We start from the raw sequence: 19182 nt of genomic DNA on the forward strand, positions 1-19182 counted from the left end.
GGCCGGGCCCGAACATGGGCAGGCGATAGCAATAGCAGTTGAGCGTCTGCGCGAAGCCCGTACTCTGCTCCGGCAGGCCGGCGCGCGTCAGGCAGCCTCGGCGGCCGGCAAGGCGATCAGCAGCGCCGAGGGTGCTGCTCGCCACGTGCAACACAGGATCCGAAGGACGACCCAATGAGCCGGCATGACCTTCAGCCCAAGGCCGACCAGCCGCATGTCGTGCGCGCGACCGTCGGTTGGGACCGCCCATTGCAGACGTTCTTCGCACAGGTGTTCTTCCGCACCGAAGACGAGCCGGATGAAGGGGAAGCCCTGATCTGGCTCGGCACCGAACCCGGCGAAATGTTGACGCCCGAGGCCGTGATCGCCGTGGTCGCGCCCCATGTCGAAATGCCCCCTGACCTCGCCGAGAGGCTCGATGCTGAAATGCGTCAGACGACCGGCATGAAAGACGGCCGCCATCAAGCCGCGGCCAAGCGGTCGCTGTTCGGCTCGATCCACTGATCCGCTGACGCTCTCACGCGGCGGACACGCCCCGCAACTCGTCGTCTTCCCCCATCCATCCGCTCCGCCGGCCATCACGGCGGGGCCCATCGTCACGTGCCCAGCGCACCGATGATCTAGGAGCCGTTATGGCAGACCGTGTCTCAGCATCGATCTTCATCGGTGGTTCGCTCTCGGCATCGGCATATGCCGAGCTTGCCGCACTGATCAGCGATGAGGGCCTTTCCACCGAATGGGACGGAGAAGCCTTCGCGCCTGAACATCGCGCCGTCGGCCGACCCCTCAACCTCTACGCGCACGAGGTCGCGTGGGGACGTTTCGGAGAACTCGAAAGCTGGTGCGTCGAGCGACTTGTCCCCTTTGCCAGATGGTCGGGCGGCTATTCCGGCCAGTGGGGCCCCGAGCGTGTCGTTCACCAGGGCGACGGGACACTGACCTCCTACGCGACGACCGAAGACGACATCGTCGTCATCCCGCAGGAGGTGCTCGAAACGCTCGGATCTTTCGAGGCAACCCTCGCACACTTCGCCGCAGTGGATTTCACCGTGCCGCCGCTCGTCGTCGAAGGCGATCTGCCCCAGTTCGGGATATCGACGGAGTCCACCCTGGATGCGGAAGGACTGCCGCATGTCGAATAGCTACTCCGCCTCTGATCGACTTCGCGGTTGCGCCACAGATGCAGACCTATAGCTTCATCGCCCGGAGACTGACGATGACCTCGATTTCGACCGATTATGATGCCGCGCGTGCGGCGCTGACGCGCCTCTTGCCGCTCGCGATGTCCGACACCGGCCAGGCGCGCCGCGTTGCCAACTTCCTGATGGCCTGGTGGAACGGCCCGGACCTGGGCCATTTCGAGATCGCCGATATGTTCGGCCTCGACGTTGCGATCGCCAACGACATCACGACGGTCATCGGCTTTCTCGGTCAGAACGACCGCGGCGCCGTCTATATCGACAGCCTGGGGTTCGCCGAAGAGATGCAGGACATCATCGCGCTGTGGCGCAAGCCGGCAACGCCGCCCACCAACTGACGTCTCCATACGCCCCTGAGACGATCAGGAACGACCCGACGGCGCCGAAGAGGCGTCCGTCGGAGCGGCGCTGGCGCGCCTTACTCGGCCGAACGGCCGAGGAGCTGAGTGGGTGAGAGAGTGTGTTCGGACAAGGGGTTCGAGCAGCACAACTCAAGGAGACTTCCCATGAACATCGGCACCATCACCCAGAACGCCAGCGGCACCTACACCGGCAAGATCTCGACGCTCACCGTTGCGATCGTGATCGCCCTCCGCACCGTCCAGTCCGCCAACCCGCGCGCGCCCAAGTTCGAAATCCTCGCCCTCTCGGCTGCCCGCCAATGGGTCCAGGTCGGCGCGCTGTTCGAGCTGTCCTCCAACTCGACCGGCGAGACCTTCCTCAACGGCAAGATCGAGGATCCGAGCCTCGACAAGCCGCTCTACATCTCGGCGTTCCGCCAGGAGGATGGCTCGTATAACATCGTGTGGTCGCGTCCGACCCGCCGCCGCGATGCCCCCACCGACGCTGCCGCAGCCGACGATGGCCTGCCGCCGCTGCCGGGCGCCGACGAGCCGTCTGCTCCTGCCGGCGGCGACGGTCTGGGTGAATCTTCGGCCGATGGCGCGTTCGGAAGCGAGCCCGCGGCGGCCGGTGGCCGCAAGCGCCGCACGCCCGAAATGGCCGACTGATCGGTCGCCACCCGTCCTCTGACGCGCTTCTTTCCCGGCGCGTAGCTCCTGACAGGGCTCGCTTCGCTCACCTGGCGAAGCGGGTCCTGTTTTTCGTTCGCTCGAATCTGTCATCCTGTCCGGCCGGCGCACTTGCATGCTCGGCAACCATGTATATGTTGATGTATATGCAAAGGAGGCCGTCGTGGCAGCTAATCATCCTCAGGCTTCAGTCTCGCGTGAAGTGAAGCTTTTCCGAAACAACAAAAGCCAGGCGGTGCGTATTCCCGCCGACTTCGAGCTGCCCGGCGACCGAGTGATGATCCACCGCGAAGGCGACCGATTGGTGATAGAGCCGATCAAGCGCAAAAACATCCTCGAGGTGCTCGCGGGCCTCGAGCCGCTCGGACCGGACGACCAGTTCCCCGATATCGACGATACGCTCCTGCCAGCCAGGGCAATCGACCTGTGAGCAAACTCTACATGCTCGACACCAACATCGTGTCTGAGCTTGCGCGAAATCCGCACGGTATCGTCTCGTCCAGGATCGCCGAGGTCGGACCAGACTCGATATGCGTCAGCATCATCACAGCGGCGGAATTGCGGTACGGCTGCGCGAAGAAGGGCTCGCCCAAACTGCTGACACAGATCGAAGCGATCCTCGGAAGCGTTCAGGTACTCGCCCTCGATGTCCCCGCCGACACCGAATATGGCGGGATCCGTGCCGAGTTGGAGAGCGCGGGCAAACCGATCGGTCCGAACGACCTCTTCATCGCTGCCCATGCCTATGCACTCGAAGCGACGTTGGTGACGGCCAATGTCGGCGAATTTTCACGCATCCGCGCGCTCACCGTCGAAAACTGGCTCACCGACCGCCCCTGAATCGGCGACTGGCCTGCCAAGACTGATGTCGCTTGGCCGGGGTCTCCTCGGTGAATGAGACTGCGACGCACAGCGGGACGGACTATCGCCGAGACCGTGATGGACTGATGGCGCAAGGCAAGCTTGGCCGGGTTCGCCCGCCTTCCTTCGCCTTTGACTGACACCTGCGGCGGACGGTCTCGCATCACAACCCCATCCAGTCGCCCGTGTTGCCGCTCCGCGGCTGCCCGCGCCAGCTCCCTCCAGGGGTTTCCCTGCGCTTAGCGCTCCGGTGCGATGCGATCCCGCACGCCGCTCTTCGGTGTCACCGGCGGGAAGGCCGTCGGACCCAACAAGGAGCACGCCCATGAACATCGTCAACATCACCGGCCGCGTCGCAAAGGATCCCGAAAACCGCGGCACGGTCACCACCCTCATCGTCGCAACCGACCGCGTGAAGCTCAAGGACGGCAAGACCTATGTCGACGAAGCCACCGGCTACACCGCCAAGGAGACCGAATTCCACAAGGTCACCTGCTTCAACGGCCTCGGCAAATCCGCCGCGACCCGCGAGAAGGGCAACGTCGTCGCGATCTCCGGCCGGATCCACTATTCGAGCTGGGAAGACCGTGACGGCGTGACACGCTACGGCTGCGAAATCATCGCCAACAGCATCGACTTCTTCTGACCCTGGGGCGGGCGGCGCCGAAGGCGCCGCCTCGCTTCGCAAGGATCGGTTTCCTGTAAGCGTTCAGGCGTGGCGCGGCGCGGCTCCAAGCAGATCCGCAACGCTCTGCGCAAAACTCTGCGCAAGGAGCGCCTCGTCGCGCGACAGCGTGATCTGGCTCGTCATGCTCGCGTCGAGCAACGCTTTGAGCCGTGCCGCCAGTGCCTGGGCGGCTTCCTTGAGCAGTGCCTCGTCCATCCCGCGCCTCGCGTCGTTGATGCTGCTGACCGATGGCGGGCACGGGAATCACATCGTGCTGCTGCCTATCGAGGCCGACTTATAGCATATTTCGGCCTGTCAGCTCGCGTCCTACTCTCCCCCTCCGGAGATCGGAGCGGCGAGCGGGGCCACAGCCGTGGAATAGACCCATGCCCGCGCCAACTGGTCGGAAAGCGGGTCACGGAACATGATCTTGCGCCACCGGCCCTTACTCTCCTCAACCGCAATTTCGGTGCCTTTGGGCGCCTTCAAGACGACGGCGCCATCGCGAGCCGGGGCATTTCGAAACGTCGCATCGCGTGAGAGATAGGCGCGCGCATGCTGCGCCAGGAACGCAGCCTCGGATTGCGCCGCCGCTTCATGGTAACGATGATGCTCCGCCTGCGCATGGTCGATCTTCTGGTTCAGCGTGCTGAACGCTGCTTTCTCCTGCGGGCTCATCGTCGGCTGCTGCGGAATAAGTGCATAAGCACCCAGCAGGGTCAGGATGAAGCTGATGAAGCCTACCAGACCCATACGCTGCAACTCGGGCAGGGTGTTCGGACCAAGGCCCTGGAAGAAGCTCAGCACGAGGTCGAACAAGGAACCTTGCAGGCGGGCAGTGTCTTCGTCCGTCTCTGCCGCGGCGATCGCCACGGCGACCCGCTGCATCTCGATCACCGTGCGCGCCGCAAACGACGTCGCGGTTTCCCGCTCATCGACGCTCGCGCGCAGCGTGAGCGTGTCGATCACGAGCATGCGCTCGGCAATCGCACTGAATGTCGAGAAACGCGGTAGCGCCGCGGCTATCATGCGTTTGTAGGTCGCGCCGGCATTGGCGGACGCGATCGCCGATGCGACGAGCGACTTGTTCGCATCGAATGCCTTCACGGTGTCGAGAACCGAAGAAGCCAGATGACGTTGCTGCTCGACCAACGACGTATTCTGCTCAGCGAACCGGCGCGCTGTGTCCGTAACCGAAAGCGCCCAGGCGTTGCTGGTCAGGTGCTTCAAGCTCTCGCGGTCCCTCCGATCGCGCTCAAGCGTGTCGAGTATCCCGCGATAGGGTGCGTCGAGATCCAGCCCGCGCAGCATTTCGCTGGCTGTCTTCGCCTGCTTGACCACGTCGGCGATCGCACTGCCGCCAAGTGCATTGCGGAAGAGGGCGGCACGTTCACGCTCTTCGCGCAGGAAGCGATCGGTGGCACTCTCGGGTAAGCCAAAGGGATTGTTTCTCATGATGCCATGATTGTCAGATCGGCACGACCAGCGCGACCAACATCTGGGCAACCAGAGTGCACCGCGGGCAGACAGTTCGACGCATCCCGGCAAAGCCGGGACCGGCGCTCTACTCGGCTATCGCCTCCCGAAGCCCCCGGTGCCCGGGTCTTCGCCCTGCGGGTAACGATCACCTTGCGGGGAGCCCGGGGGCGAGGGGGGTGCCCTAAAAAATCTCTCTCTCTGAATGCCTAGATATGACGTGCGGGGATCCGAGCCCGTCAAGGATGAGCGGTACCCCCAATTTTCACGCGGCCCGCCACTCTCGCTTCGCTTCGTTCTGGGCCACGAGAAAATCGGCTCCCCCACTCCCCGCTGGCGCGGCGTTAACCGGGGTCCGGCTGCGCCGGCTTCCCGGTTAACGTCCCTGACTGCCACGACCGCCGCACGTCGAATGAGAAGCCTCATCGAATGGATGAGATTCATGGAGGCTATCATGACCAACTTCACGAACTTCGCCGACCTCGCCAGCCACATTGCGGCCGCGCGCGAGAATGAAGACCTGACCCAAACCTACGAGGGTGCGTTCATCGAGCATAGCGAGATGGCGAAGCTGAGCATCGTCGAAGCGCCCGAAGCTCTCGACATGCCCGATCCGGAGCAGGTGCGAGCGGCTGTCGAAATGATGATGCAGACGATGTTCGATGTGCTGCGCGATACGCGCATGGAGCCGTTTGCCACCGATCTGGTCTGGGGGTTCGCCAACAGCTTCCATGTCGTCGCCAAGCGGATCGAAGGCCGCGAGGACGATGCGGCCAAAAAGTTAGGCGAACTCGCCCGTAGCTACGACCCTTCCGAAATCTACGCGACCGAACTGGAAGACACGCAACTGCTCTGCCAGACGCTGCAGGGGTGCCGCGAGGCAATGGAGTGCATGCGCGACCATGCCGCCGAAATGTACCGCGTCGAGACCGGAAAGCCCTTCTCGCCGGTCCGGGGGAGCCGGGTGTCGAGCGCGCTCAACGCCTCGATGATCGATGCCCGCGACTATCTGGCCTCACGTGCCCGGGAACGCCGGGAACAGTTCGCCCCCGAGGGCCCGGTGGTGGCCTTCTCTGGAGGCCAGGCGTGGGAGGATGCCGATCTGCTCTGGAACGGACTCGATGGCATCAAGGCCCGCATCCCGGAAATGATCCTCGCGACCACGGCGCAGGCCAAGGGCTGCGATGCCGTGGCGCACGCTTGGGCGGCCTCGCGCGGCGTGAAGGTCCTCCAGTTCCGCCTCGACCGGAGCCAGGGCAACCGCGCCGCCTTTGTCCGCAACGACCGCATCCTCAATCTAAAGCCGGTCGAAGCCGTCATCTGCGAAGGGTCGGGCATCCAGCAGAACCTTGCGCAAAAACTGCGGCAGGCCGGCGTCCCGCTGCACATCGTCCGCCTCGCGCACCAGCGCACCGCACAGCGGGCGTGAGCCCCTTGTGGAGAGGTCCTGGCTTCGGCCGGGGCCTCTCCACTCTTTTCTTGTGTCGACATGCGGCGCTCAGGGGCATCGAGCCCCTTCGCGCCGCGCTGGACTGAGCGCCTGCGCGCTCGCCGATCGAGACCCGCGGCCACAGATCAGGCTCACGAAGCGGTCAGAGGGGAGGGGGGCAGGAGAAGCGGTTCAACAGGGGAGGACGAGATGTCCATCACGTTCCGCATCGCTACCGCCGCCGACGATCAGCCTCGTCCGATTGCCACCATAAACGCCCGCCAGCTCGCCGCCTTCAGAGCATTCCTTCGCGAGGAAAGCGAGCGGACGTGCACTGTACTTCTCGCTCCGGACGCGGACGAAGACGCGTTCCTGTCCTATCATTTCGAAGCGCGCGTCTGCCCGTTGGCGCTTGCCGCGGTGACGCGCGTCTTCGACTTCCAAACCGACGTCATCAGCGTCGTCGAGGAAGCGCAGTTCCGCTGCCGACGCGTGAGCGTCTGTCGCATCGAAAAGACCGGCACGATTCACATGCGGGTCGCCTTGACGTCCGATCGGGGCTTGGAGCTCGACCTGGCCGCCGCCAACGCCTTTGCACTGCTCGAAGGCCTTGGCCTTCGCCCCGACAGCGTCGGCGAAATCCCGATCGACACGGTGCGCGCCCGGCTCGCTAATCCGGCCGTCCGGCGACGCGCCGCCGAGCACGGTGTGACGGCCTATCTCGACCGGCTCGATCAGCTGCTCGCGACCGCAGATGCCGACGACACTTCGCGGCTGGAATGGGCTTAGCCTCCGTCCACATCCCGCCGACGAAGGAGGGCGCGCCCCTAACGCTGGCGCGCCCTTTTTTTGCCTATCTGGCGCAAGCCTTGAAATCGTCACAGCCGGCCACGATCTCTCTCGGAAGGGCGTGGCCACGCCCTTCCATGGACAGCGAACCAGAACCAGCGAAACCGAAAACTCGAAACCAGCAAAACTCAGCAAACCAGACACACAGCAAACCGAAAACAGCCAGCAAAACTCAGATCCAAACAGCGAACCCGAAAAACCAGCAAACAGCAAACCCAGATCAAAAAGCGAAACATGGAAATATAGAGGTTCGGCCTCTCAAAACACCGAGCAAGCGCGTTGCAACGTAATACCCCTTCAATCTGGGGGCGCGTCCCCATCGCTGGAAGACAAAGCGATGGAATGGCACAATTTCGCAGAGATCCTGTTTGGACTCGCGGCTGTAATCACCGCCCTCAAGCAGGGCGGAAAAAAGAAATGAACGACGGGGCGGCAGGTGCAAACCTGCCGCCCTTTCGGGTTCGAGGGCGCCCTGGAAGCAGCCGCCGTCACGCTATGGCGGAAACCTTATCCGGGCGGTTTCGCAAGAGCGTGTCGATCGCCCCTTGGAGCTGTGTCGCGGTCGCTTCCTCCGTCACGCTCTGAAGCAGATTGTGAGCCTGCCGCATCAGCGCCAGTGCCATCGCCCGGGTGACGGCCGGGTCCTTCTCGTGATGTTCCATATCGCCCACTCGGAGGCGCGCTCATGCCGCGAGAGTGCTGGTGCGCCCGCCCAACAACTCCCGCGCGCTGGGCGCGGGAGCCGGGGCTGGTAACACGCCGAGACATGCGCCTACGCTTTTAGTGCCGAGGCACCTGGACATATGCGCAGGCACCCCGGCGTGAAGATCACACCGAGTTGCCGTTCTCAGCGGGATTACCAGTCCCGGCGCTGCCCGTTTTGCAGCGCCCGCCGGGACTAACACAGCGACTTGGTTGAACCAACCAGAAGGTCACTCCTCACCTTCTCCAATCCCGGACGAGGCCATCATCGACCAGCGTCCGCTACGGGCGGGAATGCCGTTCGTTATTTCGGGGATAGGAGGATCAGCTTGGACTGAAGGCGCTGCGCGTCAGCATGAATCCGGTCGGCCAGGTTTCGCGCTTCTTCTTCCTCCCAGACGAAAATGGTCCGCTCCGCACGCCGGTTTTTGAACGACGTCATCCGCACGACTAATGTCCAACGACCAGCCTGATCGACGCTGATCTTGCCTAAGCCATGGCAAAGCGGCGCGCGGACGCTGTCATGTGCGCGGAACGCCTCGAGCGCCTTGAGGACCGGGGCCGCGCCGTCACCGAATGGCCCGTTCGCGGCGATCGCAGCGGCCAATGCCTCGAAGCGCTGGCCTACCAGATGGGGGAGTTTTACCAGGGCTCCCCGCTCCGCGTCCTGCGATAACCGGTCCAGCGCCTCGGACACGGCATATTCGGCGCGCGAAAACGCGTTCAGGCAGCGGCCGCGCCATGCATTTACCGTCTCATGGACACTTGCCCATGCGATGGTGTCGGCGGCGGCGATAGAAACCTGTTCGTTCATCGCACGCTTCGTAGATGTCGCGTCTTAAGTCCAGGTTGCCACATCTTCGGCGGATAAGCGGTGTCGACATCTGGCAGATCAGCAGGGCCTATTACGCTTGCAAGCAGTAACCGATACCATAGTCTGTCGGGATACTGGCTCAGCGGGAAAGCAGACGATGAAAGAGCGTTCCAATCTGCCATCGCGTAGTGTCGTTTGGCTTGCCACAGCGGCGCTCCTGCTCTTTTCCTATTTCATCGCAGCGCTCCTGCTCCTGCACGTCCTGCGACCCGACTATACGATCGCGGATCACATGATCAGCGACTATGCCATCGGTGCTTTCGACCCGATCATGACGAGCGCCTTTTTATCGATCTCGCTTGGCTGTCTGGCGCTAGCAACGGGCCTACTGCGGATAGGACCAAAATCGTGGCTCGGGAGGGCGAGCGCGGGCCTCCTCATCGTTGCATTTGCGGGATTGATCGTCACGGCGGTGTTCCCGACCGATCTCGAAACCGCGGCATCCACACGGACGGGAGATATCCACAACATCAGCTTTCTCGTGAACATCGTGAGCATCATGCTCTCATCGATCTGTCTGAGCCTGAGCTACACTTTCGACCCGCAGTGGAAGCGCCACCGGGTGGCTGCCCTGGCACTCGCCGGCGTCCTCCTCCTCGCCTTCGTCGCGCAATACCTCACCCTGCACAGGGGCGCGCCTTATGGGATCACCAACCGCCTGTTCGTGGCGGTCCTGATGGTCTGGCTCCTTTCGAACAGTCTGTGGCTCAAGGCCGCGGCGAGCATCAGGCTTGCGCAGCCCGAATAAGCGAAGTTCAGATGGCGCCAAGCGCAACCGTATGCGTGCCCATCAGAGGATAAAATCTCTCACAGAATTCCGAGCATGTCGTTGAGGGAGCCACCGCGTCAAGGACGGCGGGGCCCCACCATTTTCTTCGGCGGAGCGAGCGGCAGTGCTTCCTTTCGGCGGCGGTGGCCGCCGAAGAAAATCGTGACCCCCACCGCCGCTTCGCGGCGCCGGCTGTGCCGGCGTCCCTGACCCGGCGGCTCCCTCAACGACGACCTTTCCCCTGTCATTTAAGACGACAGGAGGACAACATGCAGATCATCTCGACCGCCGCCCATGCCGACACCGCCAACTATCTCGCCGCGCTGGCCTTCGCAGAGCGTCGCGCGCTTCACAGCTTCTTCGACCAACACGTCATTGAGGACGCGCCCGGACGGTACATCGCGGTCGACGAAGGCGACTATAACGCGCTGCCGATGATGCTCATCGACCGGGTGGTCCACACGGTCCCGGGCCGGATGTCCGACGAGTTCTGAAGGATCATGGGAGGGGCTCCGGCCTCTCCCTTATGGGATGGCCCGCCCCTTTTCACCAGCATCAGGTATGATGCTGGTGCTTGAAAGGGAAAGGAGCGGACCGATGTCTATTGTGATCCTTGGCGTTGATTTGGGCAAGAATGCCTGCAGTGTCGTAGGCGTTGATGCAGCAGGCGCTGTCATCGTGCGTAAGTCGATGCGCCGACAGACACTTATCGATTACGTGACCAAGCTTCCGGCTTGCGTGATTGCAATGGAGGCGTGCTGTGGTGCCCACCACCTTGGTCGACTTTTCGCCGCGCAGGGGCACGAAATCAGATTGATGTCGCCGGAGTACGTGCGCCCGTATGTCCGCTTATGCTCACCTCGCCATAAGCGGACTAATCACGAGGTCCCCATAATGCGGAGGAACGCGGCCTGATTGGCGGATTTTCGCCTTTCTGGGCCATGCTCCTCCTCATTATTTCAGAGCTTGTCGAGCCAGGCGAGCACGCTTGCATCGCGTTTCCAGGATGGTTTGCCGCCAGGTGTGGTCGGAGCGGCGACCTGTTCCAGGGCTTTCCGCTTCGTTTCCAGATTGGCCCTGGCATAGTGGTTGGTTGTATCGAGGCTCACATGGCCGAGCCAGCTGCGTATGATTGTAACGTCGACGCCCGCCGAGATGAGATGCACGGCGGTGGCGTGGCGGAAGGCATGTGGCGTCACATGCTTGGCACATAGCGTTGGCATGGTTTCGGCCGCAGACCTCACGTAGGCAGCAAGCTTGAACCGAACCCCCGAGGCACTGAGGGGTTCGCCATAGCGGTTGACGAACAGCCGCTGGTCAGGCGCCCGTGGCTGCCGCTCGAGCAGTTTGCGCAACAGCAGGACCGTTTCCGGCCATAGCGGGCAGATGCGTTCCTTCCGCCCCTTGCCGGTCAGACGCACGCAGCTCGGGCTTTCGAACCGGATCGCCTCGGGGCATAGATCTAGCGCTTCCTGTATCCGTGCGCCGCTGTTGTAGAGGAACGAGAACAGCGCATGGTCGCGCGCACCCTCAACGGTCGAACGGTCTGGCTGAGCGAGGATCGCCGTCACTTCCGCCGGATCCAGATAGCTCGGCGCCGACACGGGAGCACGCTTGATCGGGATATGGAGGATTTCGACGCATTGGGCGATCGACGCGGGATCCTTGGTGGCCACGAAGTGGAAGAAGCTGCGGATCGCGGCAAGCCGGCAGTTGCGCGTGCCGATTGTGCCGCCGCGTTCATGTTCGGCGTGGCTGAGGAACGCAATGACGGCGCTGGCGGTCAGATCGGCCAGCGTGATAACCACCACCTTCTTTCCTGCACGCTGTGCGACGAACCGCAGCAACAGCCGCCAGGTGTCACGGTATGAGCGAACCGTATGGATGGACGCGTTGCGCTGCTCGACCAGCCATTCGTAGAAGAACGCGCGCAACAGTTTCGGGAACGGGTCGGCTTTGCTCATGGCTGCGCCTCCCGCCCCAGGCTGAGGCATTGTGCGCCCATCGTGCGGAACCGCTCGTTGGCGAGGTGCAGCAACTCCTGCGTGACCGTAATGTAGACCAGCGTGGAGTTGATATCCCGATGGCCGAGGTAAGTCGCAAGGAACGGCAAGCGCTCCTGCGGATTGATGCCCGTTCGGTACCATTCGAGGATTCTGTTCACGACCATCGAGTGGCGCAGGTCATGCACGCGCGGGCCTGCTTTTCCTCGCAATGGTTTCAACCCGGCGCGGCGTATGACGTCGGAGAGCAACCAGGTGATCATTTCCGGGGTGTAATGGCCGTCGCCTCGCTCGTGCCAGAACAGACCCGACCGTGCGTCCTGTGATCCACCGGCACGCCGGCGCGCATCGATGTAGGCCCGAAGCTCGACTACAACGCTGCCCGGTAGTGGCAAAATGCGGGTCTTGAAGAACTTGGTCTGCCGGATGGTAATGCTACCCGCGTGCAGGTCAACATCACCAAGATCTAGACGGGCAAGCTCACCGCGCCGCAAGCCCGCGCAATAGGCGAGGAGCAGCATGGTGTACATGCTCTGTGGGCGAAGTGGTGCCTGCGGCGACGGGTAGTTACGTGCGATCTCGAGCATCCGCCGAACGTCGGCAGGCGAGTAGATATGAGGCGTTCGCCATTGCTTGGAGGCCTCCTTCCTCGGTCTCGGGTCAGGTCGGCGCATGGGTATCGACGGGTCGCGGTGACGCAGGATTTTCGCAAAGACGCGCGCGAGCTTTTCGCATTCCTCAGCGTGATGAAGCGTGCCATTCGTTGCTGCCCATCGATCCATCATGGAGCTCAGCGGCTCGGCTTCCGGTCCCGGATGCAACTGGAGGAACCGGTCGAACCGCAAAAGCAACTGGGGCTGCGATGTGTATTTGTATCCTCTGCGCCGCATCATCGCGACATGCTCGGCCATTATTTCGCCCAGCACGCTTCCGAACGGTCTGGGCTGGCGGAGTTCGGCAAGTGCCTCTTGCGGATTCCGCGACGCCAATGCCCGCCAGATCGGCATGCACTGCTTGATATTGCACTCATCGCGCAGAGCGGCGACGGGATTGCGTTGGATCGCGCCGATTTTCGCCAGGCGTTCGAGGAACCGGTCAACGATGCGGGTGCGGTGCAAGAGCGTGGACGGCGCTCGACGAACGGCCGATTCTCGTAGCCAGGCCAGCAGCACTTCCTGATCCAGTGCCTCGTAACGTTCAGCGACATCCTGCAAGCCATGCAAGACCTGGGCATAACCGGCTCGGCTTTTCGTGCTGCGCAGATCAAGGCTCGCGACATAGCGGCCAATGATCGCTCGGTCGGGATCGGGCCAGCGTGCGGTCATGCCACCAACTCCATTCCCGGCACGTCTAGCGCGATGGCCCTGAGGTCTTCGGTAGCAAGTTTGAGATAGGGAGCCGTCGATCCTGTCGAACGATGTCCCAGCACGTCGCCGATGACCTTTTGAGGCACCGCGGCGCGCAGCATTTCGACCGCGCGCGCATGACGGAAGATGTGGGGGCCGCACTTACCAGGCGGTTGAACGCCAGCGTCACGGAGCCGCCGCCGAACCATGCTGTATAGCTTATCGAGCTTTCGGTAGGGCGCGCGTGTACGAACGAAGATCTCCCTGGCATCGGTCGAGGGGCGCCCGGATCGCAGATAGGCGAGCACCGCTTCGCCGACCGGCTCAAGAAGGGGCAGGAATGTGCTGGCTCGCGTCTTGTGGTGACGCACATGGATGGCTTCCGTTCGCCAGTCGATGTCCTCGATCCGGAGATGGCGGATTTCACCTGACCGCAGACCATAGGCTGCGAGGAGTTGCAGGATCGCATAATCCCGCAACCCCGCCGGTGACTTGTCCTTCTCGGCACTCTCCAGAACGGCGATGATCTGCCCACGGCTCAGGACCGAAGGTACGCCTTCATATGCATAAAGCGTCGGCGCCAGCACATGCCCTGACAGATCCGTCGTAACGCGACCTGTGATATGGAGGTAGCGCAGCAACGAGCGAAGCCGCTCTGCCACAGACTTCAGCGAACAGCGCGTCAGTTTCGGCGCGCGCAAATCCATATAACGGTCAACGTCAGTGACGCTCAGATCCGCCAAGCCGTCGTTTCCGCAATCGATCTGCCAAGCCAGGAAGTTCCGGGCTTCCCACATCAGCGCTGCGACGCTCGCGCAAGCCATCCCGCGTTCCTCACGCAGCCAGATTTCGTATTCGTCACAGATTGAAAATCGGACCTCATCGGCCTCACAGGCTGGCTTGATGGCTGGCGGCCATTGGCCGTGAACAAGCCGCATCAGTGCGTGAATTCCGGAGCGTGGGACCTCGTGCCAGCGCGCACTGGGACGTCGACCACGCTGCTTTTCGAACTGGACGATTGCGTGCCGCAGATATCGTTCCACATGCACGTCGATCACGCCCGTGACGGGGATACCCCGCTGCTCCAGATAATCGAGAAATCCAGAAGCGTAGGCGCAGTAATTCCTCGCCACCACCGGGCTGTATCGCTGACCGATAAGCGACGACTTAAGTGTGGCGATTAGTTCGTGATGTTTATCCGACATTGGCGGCTCCTCTGCTGGTCTATTGACCCGCAGAGGTTCGGCGCCAAATAATGCGAAGCAAGTCGATCCGAAAACAACGAAAATCCGCCAATCAGGCCGCGTTCCTCCGCATTATGGGGACCTCGTGATTAGTTAAAGCGCAGAAGAATGATGATCGTGATGCGGAGGGGATTGCCGAGGCCGCCTCGCGCCCGACGATGCGCTTCGTCGAACTCAAGACTCAGGAGCAGTTGGACATCCAGACCCTCCACCGCGTCAGGTCCCGCCTGGTAGCCGAGCGCACAAACCTCATCAACCAACTGCGGGCGATCCTGCTGGAGCGGGGGACCATTTTCCCGGCCGGACGGCGCAAGCTGGAGCTGGGCATTGATGCCATGCTGGCCGCCGAAGATACGACCCTATCACCACGCTTGAAGCAACTGGTGGGTGAACTGCGTGCCGAATGGCACGAACTTGATACCAAGGTCGAGGCACTGAACGGCGAGTTTGTCGAACTGGCTCGCAATGATGCAGCTGCCCGGCGGCTCACGTCCATCCCCGGCATCGGTACATTGAACGCAACCGCTTTGATTGCAGCCGTGGGCGATGCCAGCAGCTTTGCCAAAGCGCGAGACTTGGGTGCCTGGCTCGGCCTGGTACCCAGGCAACATACTACCGGCGGCAAGCCCCGGCTGCTCGGCATCTCCAAGCGTGGCAACACCTATTTGCGCACTTTGCTCATCCATGGCGCCCGGGCAGCATTACCGTCACTGGCGCGCAGCGAAACCCCGCTGGGACGTTGGTTAACAGGAATGATCGAGCGAGGAGTTCATCGCAACGCAATCGTCGTCGCATTGGCGAATAAACTGGCGCGGATCGCTTGGGCAGCCCTCCGCAAAGAAGTGAGCTTCGAACGCGGCTATCCAGCAGCGGCATAACGGATCGGCTGCGTGCTTCTGCACGCGTAGCCCAACGATGTTTGCAGGAAGGATCGTGAAGATGGCCTGACAGTCGATCGGCGTCTGGAAAGCCCGGGCAAAAAAATGGCACCTGTTGCCGGTTCCCTTATTGTGGCTCCAGACGTGCGGATGTCCATCTTGGCCACGGGATGCTCCCGTGAGACCGCATACGTTGACGCAGACTGATCAGAACACCGTAAAATCCTACTTGCAAACGGGGCGGGCCATACGTTTTTTTTGCTGGGAGAGGTACGGACATGGGGGGCATCGAACCCCCCATGTCCGTGCCGCGCCGTTGGCGCGGCGGGTCAGGGTCAGGCTGCCAGCCGCTTCTCGACTGCCTCGATTCCGAGGGTCTTGATCCGGTCGGTGAGGGCCGCCAGCCGTTTGGCCTCGAGCTTGAGCAAGCCTGATCTTTCGACCGTCGAAATGGCCTGCTCGCGCTCTTTTTCTTCGAGCCTTCTGCGCCGCTCTTCCAGCCGACGCGCATCCTCTTCGAACGCCAAACGCTCCTGTTCCAGTGTCTTTGCCATAAGGGCCTCGTGTTCAACGCTAATCGGGCTGTGAACACCGTGACTATAACGGCGATTACAGCGCGCCGGAAGAAGCAGGTGAAGGCGGGGGCGCATCGGGCTCATCGCCCGATGACGGCTCTATTCGCTAGAGATCCCGTCGTCCTGGACGGACGCCGGGATCAAAGCTCACGGAGCCAAGGCGTTTGCCTTGTCTCCGCCCTGCCGGGTTACGATCCTCGCCCGGCCAATGGGGCCGGTGGCCCCCATTGATGCGCGCTTCGGGACCAAAGTCCCGGCGCGCATGGGGGAGGGCATCGCTCGCTTGCCCGTCCCCGATCGCGCAGCCTGACTGCTTCGCAGCAGACGCTATGCACGTTCCGCCCGTAGGCGGAGCGGTCCCCAGCCGGCCCCGGTAACGGGCACCCCAGCAGACATCGCTAGACAGCCCAGGGACAGGGTATCGGTCTCTGAGGATATGCACACCCTACGCACCTGAAGGTGCAAGGTTTCCGTTGCTGCGCAACGGTTTAGCGCGGATGGAAAGGCGACTACATTGTAGTATGGTTCTTGCGGCGCGTAAAAGCCACACAAATCCGCCACTTGAGCGTAGTACGGACGACTACGATGGTTTGGCACTCGACGATCAACTTGCCGCGTGCCAGCCTCTAGGCTATAAGTCAGGCCTTCTTCAGTCCCCACCAGCCTCCCTGCTAGGAGGTTGGTCTTGGCTACCAGTTACCGGCACTATAATGTGCGGCTCGAGCGGACCCAGTGGGATCGGCTGAGCACCATCGCTGCGGAGCGCAAGCTCAGCGTCGCCGACATCATCCGGTCGGCGCTGGACGTCTTCCTCTCCTCGTCCGATCTGCTGACCGCCAGCCACCGCCGTCTTGCACGGATCAGCGAGTTCCAGCAGCTCGCTTTGGACATCATCATCCGCGAGCAATATCCCGAGCTTCGCGAGCGGCTCGTCGCCGAAACCGACAAGCGCCTGGTTCAATATCATGGCGCGTGAGGACATCCGCTCGAACGGGAAAAACATCCCGCTGACCCATCACTCCGCGCGGGGCCGGGTTCAGCGCAACTCGGGCAATTTCACACGCGGCAGCCAGCTCCTCACCCATGAGATGCTGATGTGGTTTTCGGGCGCGAAGCTGCCCATCATCGCCTGGTTCTTCGCCTTCCTCGCCGCCTGGTTCATCATCCTTTCGCTGCGCCTCGACGAGCATGGATTCCAGCTCGTCTGCATGAAGCTCTATTCGGCGCTTTGGAACTGGGTCGACCTCAATCCCAACAAGCGCGTCAACGTCACGCTGCCGAACGGCGAGATCTACAAAACGATCATGCCGGCCGTGCCCTATATCCCCGCCGTCCAAAAGGCGTGGGCAACCACGGTCCACGCGTTTATCGGCTCGATCCTCGTCTCGGTTTTCGTCATCGCGCCGATCACGATCTGGTTCGTCGATATCTCCCGGCGGCGCGGCAAGACCATCCTCCAGGAACGCCACGAACGCGGCGCGATGCTGGTCGAGCGCGATGTCCTCTTCGCCGAAATCGCCCAGCATAACGCCGCCAAATTCGAGGAAGATGCGCGTCAATTCTTCCCCCGGCTAAGCCCTTCGGCGGTGCTCCGATTGCCCTTTGCCGAGCGGAAAGCCGGCGGCATTCACCACCCCTATTCGCTTGCCGGCGTGCCCTATCCGCACCGCATGGAGCAGTCGCACACGATGCTCATCGGCACGACCGGATCGGGCAAGACTACCGAGCTTCGCAGTCTCGTCGCGCAGATGCGGGCGCGCCAGGACAATGCGGTCATCTTCGACCTGACAGGCGCCTATGTCGAAGCCTTCTACGATCCCGAGCGGGATACGATCCTCAACCCGATGGACCAACGCTGCCCGGCCTGGTCGATCTTCAACGATTGCCGCACGCACAGCGAATTCACTGCGGCGGCTGCAGCCCTGATCCCGTCGGACGGTGGATCCTCGGAGCCCTTCTGGGCGCTGGCGGCGCGCACGCTGTTCATCGAAATGTGCGTCCGCCTCCAGGAGCGCGGCCAGACCACCAATCTGGCGCTCAGCGAAAACCTGATGACGGCCGATCTGAAGCGCGTTCACCGTTTCCTCGCCAACACCATCGCCGACCCGCTGACCGCCCCGGAAGCCGCCCGCATGGCGGAATCGATCCGTGCCGTCTTCAACACCAATGCGCAGGTCCTGCGCTTCCTGCCCGACGAGGGCGAGCAGTTCTCGATCCGCGACTGGATCACCGGCGACAAGCAGCCCGGCGCGATCCTCTTCATCACCTCAAACTATGTCGATCTGGCGATGAACCGGGCGCTGCTGACGCTCTGGATGGACCTGTGCATCAACCGTCTCATGACCATGCCGCGCACCCGCTCCTTGCGCATGTGGTTCATGTTCGACGAGCTCGGCGCGCTCCACAAACTGCCGGCAATCGAGAATGGCCTCCAGACCGCGCGCGCATTCGGCGGCGCGATGATCCTGGGCATCCACAGCTTCGAGAAACTGGTCGAAGTTTATGGCGAGCAGGGCGCCCGCAATCTCGCCTCGCTCGCCCGATCCAAGCTCATCCTGGCAACCGCAGACCTCGACACGGCCGAGCAATGCGCGCGCTACATCGGCAACCGTGAAGTGCGTCAGATGGATGAGGCGTACAGCTATGGTTACAACAACAATCGTGACGCCTCGACGCTGACCCCGCGCAAGCAGGTCGAACCGCTCGTGATCGCCGACGACATCACCAACCTGCCTTCGATGCATGGCTTCGTGAAGTTCCCCGATGGCTTTCCGGCGGCCCGCATTCTGCTCGAATGGCAAGACTATCCCCAGGTCGCCCAGGGGTTTGTCGCGCGACCCACCATGAGCCCGGTGCGGTCGAGGCGCGGAGAGGAAGTGTTCGCCGAAGAGGACGGCGCAGGAGGCGAGGCAGGTGGGCGTGATGGCGCCGTCCAGATCGTGGAGGAGGTGGTCGAGGCGACCAATCTCGCAAAGGAGATGGCGGCGCGGATCCTCAGCACTCCGACCGAAGAGGAGAATGCCGAGACGATGCGCGCGGCGCAGCGCACCGACGATCGGAACGAGCAGACGACGCCCGCTATCCATGCGGCTGACAAGGCGCAGACAGCGCGCGACAAGCCGGAGGAGCAGGCCGCCGGCACCCGGACCAGCGAGGAGCGCCGCGACGGTCGCGACGCGCAACCGCGCGCCGCCCAGGTCGAGGATCAGACCCTGGTCGAGCTGCGGGAAGGCTTTGCCAGCGGGCGCGATTCCGATGGCATGGATATGGGGATCTAGG

General features: G+C 62.6%; 22 protein-coding genes and 2 pseudogenes. 16 read left to right on the top strand and 8 right to left on the bottom strand.

The genetic code is table 11. The annotated features are described in order from the left end of the window. Positions 1 to 174 precede the first annotated feature (174 nt). From OVY29_RS23165 to OVY29_RS23195, 7 genes are all read left to right on the top strand, one after another. Positions 175 to 504, top strand: a complete 330-nt coding sequence (locus tag OVY29_RS23165) for a hypothetical protein (protein WP_126849498.1) — start codon at positions 175 to 177, stop codon at positions 502 to 504. 128 nt (positions 505 to 632) lie between these two features. Beyond that, entirely contained in the window at positions 633 to 1142 is a 510-nt protein-coding gene (locus OVY29_RS23170; RefSeq protein WP_185867740.1) for a hypothetical protein, read from the top strand. A gap of 74 nt (positions 1143 to 1216) precedes the next feature. Further along, complete coding sequence (locus tag OVY29_RS23175) at positions 1217 to 1537, top strand: hypothetical protein (protein ID WP_126849497.1); 321 nt, start codon at positions 1217 to 1219, stop codon at positions 1535 to 1537. Between the two features lie 168 nt (positions 1538 to 1705). Next, positions 1706 to 2209, top strand: coding sequence for a DUF736 domain-containing protein (locus OVY29_RS23180; protein WP_126849496.1), 504 nt, complete (start codon positions 1706 to 1708; stop codon positions 2207 to 2209). 184 nt (positions 2210 to 2393) lie between these two features. Then, positions 2394 to 2660, top strand: a complete 267-nt coding sequence (locus OVY29_RS23185; protein WP_126849501.1) for an antitoxin — start codon at positions 2394 to 2396, stop codon at positions 2658 to 2660. An 11-nt stretch (positions 2661 to 2671) separates the two neighbouring features. Continuing rightward, complete coding sequence (locus OVY29_RS23190; RefSeq protein ID WP_209613462.1) at positions 2672 to 3070, top strand: type II toxin-antitoxin system VapC family toxin; 399 nt, start codon at positions 2672 to 2674, stop codon at positions 3068 to 3070. 346 nt (positions 3071 to 3416) lie between these two features. Continuing rightward, positions 3417 to 3737 (top strand): single-stranded DNA-binding protein, encoded by a 321-nt coding sequence (locus OVY29_RS23195; protein WP_126849494.1) that lies wholly within the window; start codon positions 3417 to 3419, stop codon positions 3735 to 3737. Between the two features lie 63 nt (positions 3738 to 3800). Here the strand turns inward: OVY29_RS23195 and OVY29_RS23200 are convergent, their stop codons facing one another. Then, positions 3801 to 3974, bottom strand: a complete 174-nt coding sequence (locus OVY29_RS23200; protein WP_185867739.1) for a hypothetical protein — start codon at positions 3972 to 3974, stop codon at positions 3801 to 3803. Between the two features lie 111 nt (positions 3975 to 4085). Continuing rightward, entirely contained in the window at positions 4086 to 5213 is a 1128-nt protein-coding gene (locus tag OVY29_RS23205; RefSeq protein WP_126849493.1) for a hypothetical protein, read from the bottom strand. Between the two features lie 475 nt (positions 5214 to 5688). Between OVY29_RS23205 and OVY29_RS23210 the strand changes: the two genes are divergently transcribed. The 3 genes from OVY29_RS23210 to OVY29_RS23220 all read left to right on the top strand — a co-directional run bounded on the left by OVY29_RS23210 (position 5689) and on the right by OVY29_RS23220 (position 7933). Further along, the gene (locus tag OVY29_RS23210) at positions 5689 to 6663 is read left to right on the top strand and encodes a DUF2493 domain-containing protein (RefSeq protein ID WP_313912366.1); all 975 of its coding nucleotides are present in this window, start codon (positions 5689 to 5691) and stop codon (positions 6661 to 6663) included. Between the two features lie 210 nt (positions 6664 to 6873). Next, positions 6874 to 7452, top strand: coding sequence for a hypothetical protein (locus OVY29_RS23215; protein ID WP_126849491.1), 579 nt, complete (start codon positions 6874 to 6876; stop codon positions 7450 to 7452). A gap of 121 nt (positions 7453 to 7573) precedes the next feature. Further along, the gene (locus tag OVY29_RS23220; protein WP_126849490.1) at positions 7574 to 7933 is read left to right on the top strand and encodes a hypothetical protein; all 360 of its coding nucleotides are present in this window, start codon (positions 7574 to 7576) and stop codon (positions 7931 to 7933) included. A 67-nt stretch (positions 7934 to 8000) separates the two neighbouring features. Here OVY29_RS23220 and OVY29_RS23225 read toward each other — a convergent pair whose 3' ends face one another. Together OVY29_RS23225 and OVY29_RS23230 are read right to left on the bottom strand one after the other, a co-directional pair. Beyond that, on the bottom strand, positions 8001 to 8174 hold the full coding sequence (locus OVY29_RS23225; RefSeq protein ID WP_209612848.1) for a hypothetical protein: 174 nt from the start codon (positions 8172 to 8174) through the stop codon (positions 8001 to 8003). Between the two features lie 344 nt (positions 8175 to 8518). Continuing rightward, the gene (locus tag OVY29_RS23230; RefSeq protein WP_126849489.1) at positions 8519 to 9028 is read right to left on the bottom strand and encodes a hypothetical protein; all 510 of its coding nucleotides are present in this window, start codon (positions 9026 to 9028) and stop codon (positions 8519 to 8521) included. Positions 9029 to 9185: 157 nt separating this feature from the next. Between OVY29_RS23230 and OVY29_RS23235 the strand changes: the two genes are divergently transcribed. The 3 genes and pseudogenes from OVY29_RS23235 to OVY29_RS23245 form a co-directional block, all read left to right on the top strand. Then, positions 9186 to 9836: a DUF998 domain-containing protein gene (locus OVY29_RS23235; RefSeq protein WP_313912367.1), complete on the top strand. Its 651-nt coding sequence runs from the start codon at positions 9186 to 9188 to the stop codon at positions 9834 to 9836. A gap of 290 nt (positions 9837 to 10126) precedes the next feature. After that, on the top strand, positions 10127 to 10351 hold the full coding sequence (locus tag OVY29_RS23240) for a hypothetical protein (protein WP_126849487.1): 225 nt from the start codon (positions 10127 to 10129) through the stop codon (positions 10349 to 10351). Positions 10352 to 10454: 103 nt separating this feature from the next. Then, positions 10455 to 10694, top strand: a pseudogene (locus OVY29_RS23245) (IS110 family transposase); the annotation flags it as partial. A gap of 122 nt (positions 10695 to 10816) precedes the next feature. Here OVY29_RS23245 and OVY29_RS23250 read toward each other — a convergent pair. The 3 genes from OVY29_RS23250 to OVY29_RS23260 are packed head-to-tail and all read right to left on the bottom strand — an operon-like array spanning position 10817 to position 14411. After that, entirely contained in the window at positions 10817 to 11821 is a 1005-nt protein-coding gene (locus tag OVY29_RS23250) for a tyrosine-type recombinase/integrase (RefSeq protein WP_066489027.1), read from the bottom strand. Continuing rightward, positions 11818 to 13185: a tyrosine-type recombinase/integrase gene (locus OVY29_RS23255; protein WP_313912368.1), complete on the bottom strand. Its 1368-nt coding sequence runs from the start codon at positions 13183 to 13185 to the stop codon at positions 11818 to 11820. Before OVY29_RS23255 ends, OVY29_RS23250 begins: the two co-directional genes overlap by 4 nt. Beyond that, positions 13182 to 14411: a site-specific integrase gene (locus tag OVY29_RS23260; RefSeq protein WP_066489022.1), complete on the bottom strand. Its 1230-nt coding sequence runs from the start codon at positions 14409 to 14411 to the stop codon at positions 13182 to 13184. The genes OVY29_RS23255 and OVY29_RS23260 overlap by 4 nt, the downstream gene beginning before the upstream one ends. A gap of 134 nt (positions 14412 to 14545) precedes the next feature. On the opposite strand from OVY29_RS23260, the pseudogene OVY29_RS23265 reads away from it, so the two are divergent. Continuing rightward, positions 14546 to 15328, top strand: a pseudogene (locus OVY29_RS23265) (IS110 family transposase); the annotation flags it as partial. A 335-nt stretch (positions 15329 to 15663) separates the two neighbouring features. On the opposite strand, the gene OVY29_RS23270 reads toward OVY29_RS23265, so the two are convergent. After that, complete coding sequence (locus OVY29_RS23270) at positions 15664 to 15882, bottom strand: hypothetical protein (protein ID WP_126849486.1); 219 nt, start codon at positions 15880 to 15882, stop codon at positions 15664 to 15666. 706 nt (positions 15883 to 16588) lie between these two features. On the opposite strand from OVY29_RS23270, the gene OVY29_RS23275 reads away from it, so the two are divergent. Further along, positions 16589 to 16879 (top strand): hypothetical protein, encoded by a 291-nt coding sequence (locus OVY29_RS23275; RefSeq protein WP_010405779.1) that lies wholly within the window; start codon positions 16589 to 16591, stop codon positions 16877 to 16879. Further along, positions 16869 to 19181 carry a type IV secretion system DNA-binding domain-containing protein gene (locus OVY29_RS23280; RefSeq protein ID WP_313912369.1) on the top strand — a complete coding sequence of 771 codons (2313 nt, stop codon included), beginning with the start codon at positions 16869 to 16871 and terminating at the stop codon, positions 19179 to 19181. Before OVY29_RS23275 ends, OVY29_RS23280 begins: the two co-directional genes overlap by 11 nt. The last annotated feature ends 1 nt before the right edge of the window (position 19182 follow it).

Origin of the sequence: Sphingopyxis sp. SE2, from assembly GCF_032227185.1 — a bacterium.
Lineage (GTDB): Bacteria > Pseudomonadota > Alphaproteobacteria > Sphingomonadales > Sphingomonadaceae > Sphingopyxis.

What these genes read in the sequence shown, in the direction of transcription:
- OVY29_RS23165 (WP_126849498.1), top strand. Translation starts at nt 175, where the DNA reads ATGAGCCGGCATGACCTTCAGCCCAAGGCCGACCAGCCGCATGTCGTG.
- OVY29_RS23170 (WP_185867740.1), top strand. Translation starts at nt 633, where the DNA reads ATGGCAGACCGTGTCTCAGCATCGATCTTCATCGGTGGTTCGCTCTCG.
- OVY29_RS23175 (WP_126849497.1), top strand. Translation starts at nt 1,217, where the DNA reads ATGACCTCGATTTCGACCGATTATGATGCCGCGCGTGCGGCGCTGACG.
- OVY29_RS23180 (WP_126849496.1), top strand. Translation starts at nt 1,706, where the DNA reads ATGAACATCGGCACCATCACCCAGAACGCCAGCGGCACCTACACCGGC.
- OVY29_RS23190 (WP_209613462.1), top strand. Translation starts at nt 2,672, where the DNA reads ATGCTCGACACCAACATCGTGTCTGAGCTTGCGCGAAATCCGCACGGT.
- OVY29_RS23195 (WP_126849494.1), top strand. Translation starts at nt 3,417, where the DNA reads ATGAACATCGTCAACATCACCGGCCGCGTCGCAAAGGATCCCGAAAAC.
- OVY29_RS23200 (WP_185867739.1), bottom strand. Translation starts at nt 3,974, where the DNA reads ATGGACGAGGCACTGCTCAAGGAAGCCGCCCAGGCACTGGCGGCACGG.
- OVY29_RS23205 (WP_126849493.1), bottom strand. Translation starts at nt 5,213, where the DNA reads ATGAGAAACAATCCCTTTGGCTTACCCGAGAGTGCCACCGATCGCTTC.
- OVY29_RS23210 (WP_313912366.1), top strand. Translation starts at nt 5,689, where the DNA reads ATGACCAACTTCACGAACTTCGCCGACCTCGCCAGCCACATTGCGGCC.
- OVY29_RS23215 (WP_126849491.1), top strand. Translation starts at nt 6,874, where the DNA reads ATGTCCATCACGTTCCGCATCGCTACCGCCGCCGACGATCAGCCTCGT.
- OVY29_RS23225 (WP_209612848.1), bottom strand. Translation starts at nt 8,174, where the DNA reads ATGGAACATCACGAGAAGGACCCGGCCGTCACCCGGGCGATGGCACTG.
- OVY29_RS23230 (WP_126849489.1), bottom strand. Translation starts at nt 9,028, where the DNA reads ATGAACGAACAGGTTTCTATCGCCGCCGCCGACACCATCGCATGGGCA.
- OVY29_RS23235 (WP_313912367.1), top strand. Translation starts at nt 9,186, where the DNA reads ATGAAAGAGCGTTCCAATCTGCCATCGCGTAGTGTCGTTTGGCTTGCC.
- OVY29_RS23240 (WP_126849487.1), top strand. Translation starts at nt 10,127, where the DNA reads ATGCAGATCATCTCGACCGCCGCCCATGCCGACACCGCCAACTATCTC.
- OVY29_RS23250 (WP_066489027.1), bottom strand. Translation starts at nt 11,821, where the DNA reads ATGAGCAAAGCCGACCCGTTCCCGAAACTGTTGCGCGCGTTCTTCTAC.
- OVY29_RS23255 (WP_313912368.1), bottom strand. Translation starts at nt 13,185, where the DNA reads ATGACCGCACGCTGGCCCGATCCCGACCGAGCGATCATTGGCCGCTAT.
- OVY29_RS23260 (WP_066489022.1), bottom strand. Translation starts at nt 14,411, where the DNA reads ATGTCGGATAAACATCACGAACTAATCGCCACACTTAAGTCGTCGCTT.
- OVY29_RS23270 (WP_126849486.1), bottom strand. Translation starts at nt 15,882, where the DNA reads ATGGCAAAGACACTGGAACAGGAGCGTTTGGCGTTCGAAGAGGATGCG.
- OVY29_RS23280 (WP_313912369.1), top strand. Translation starts at nt 16,869, where the DNA reads ATGGCGCGTGAGGACATCCGCTCGAACGGGAAAAACATCCCGCTGACC.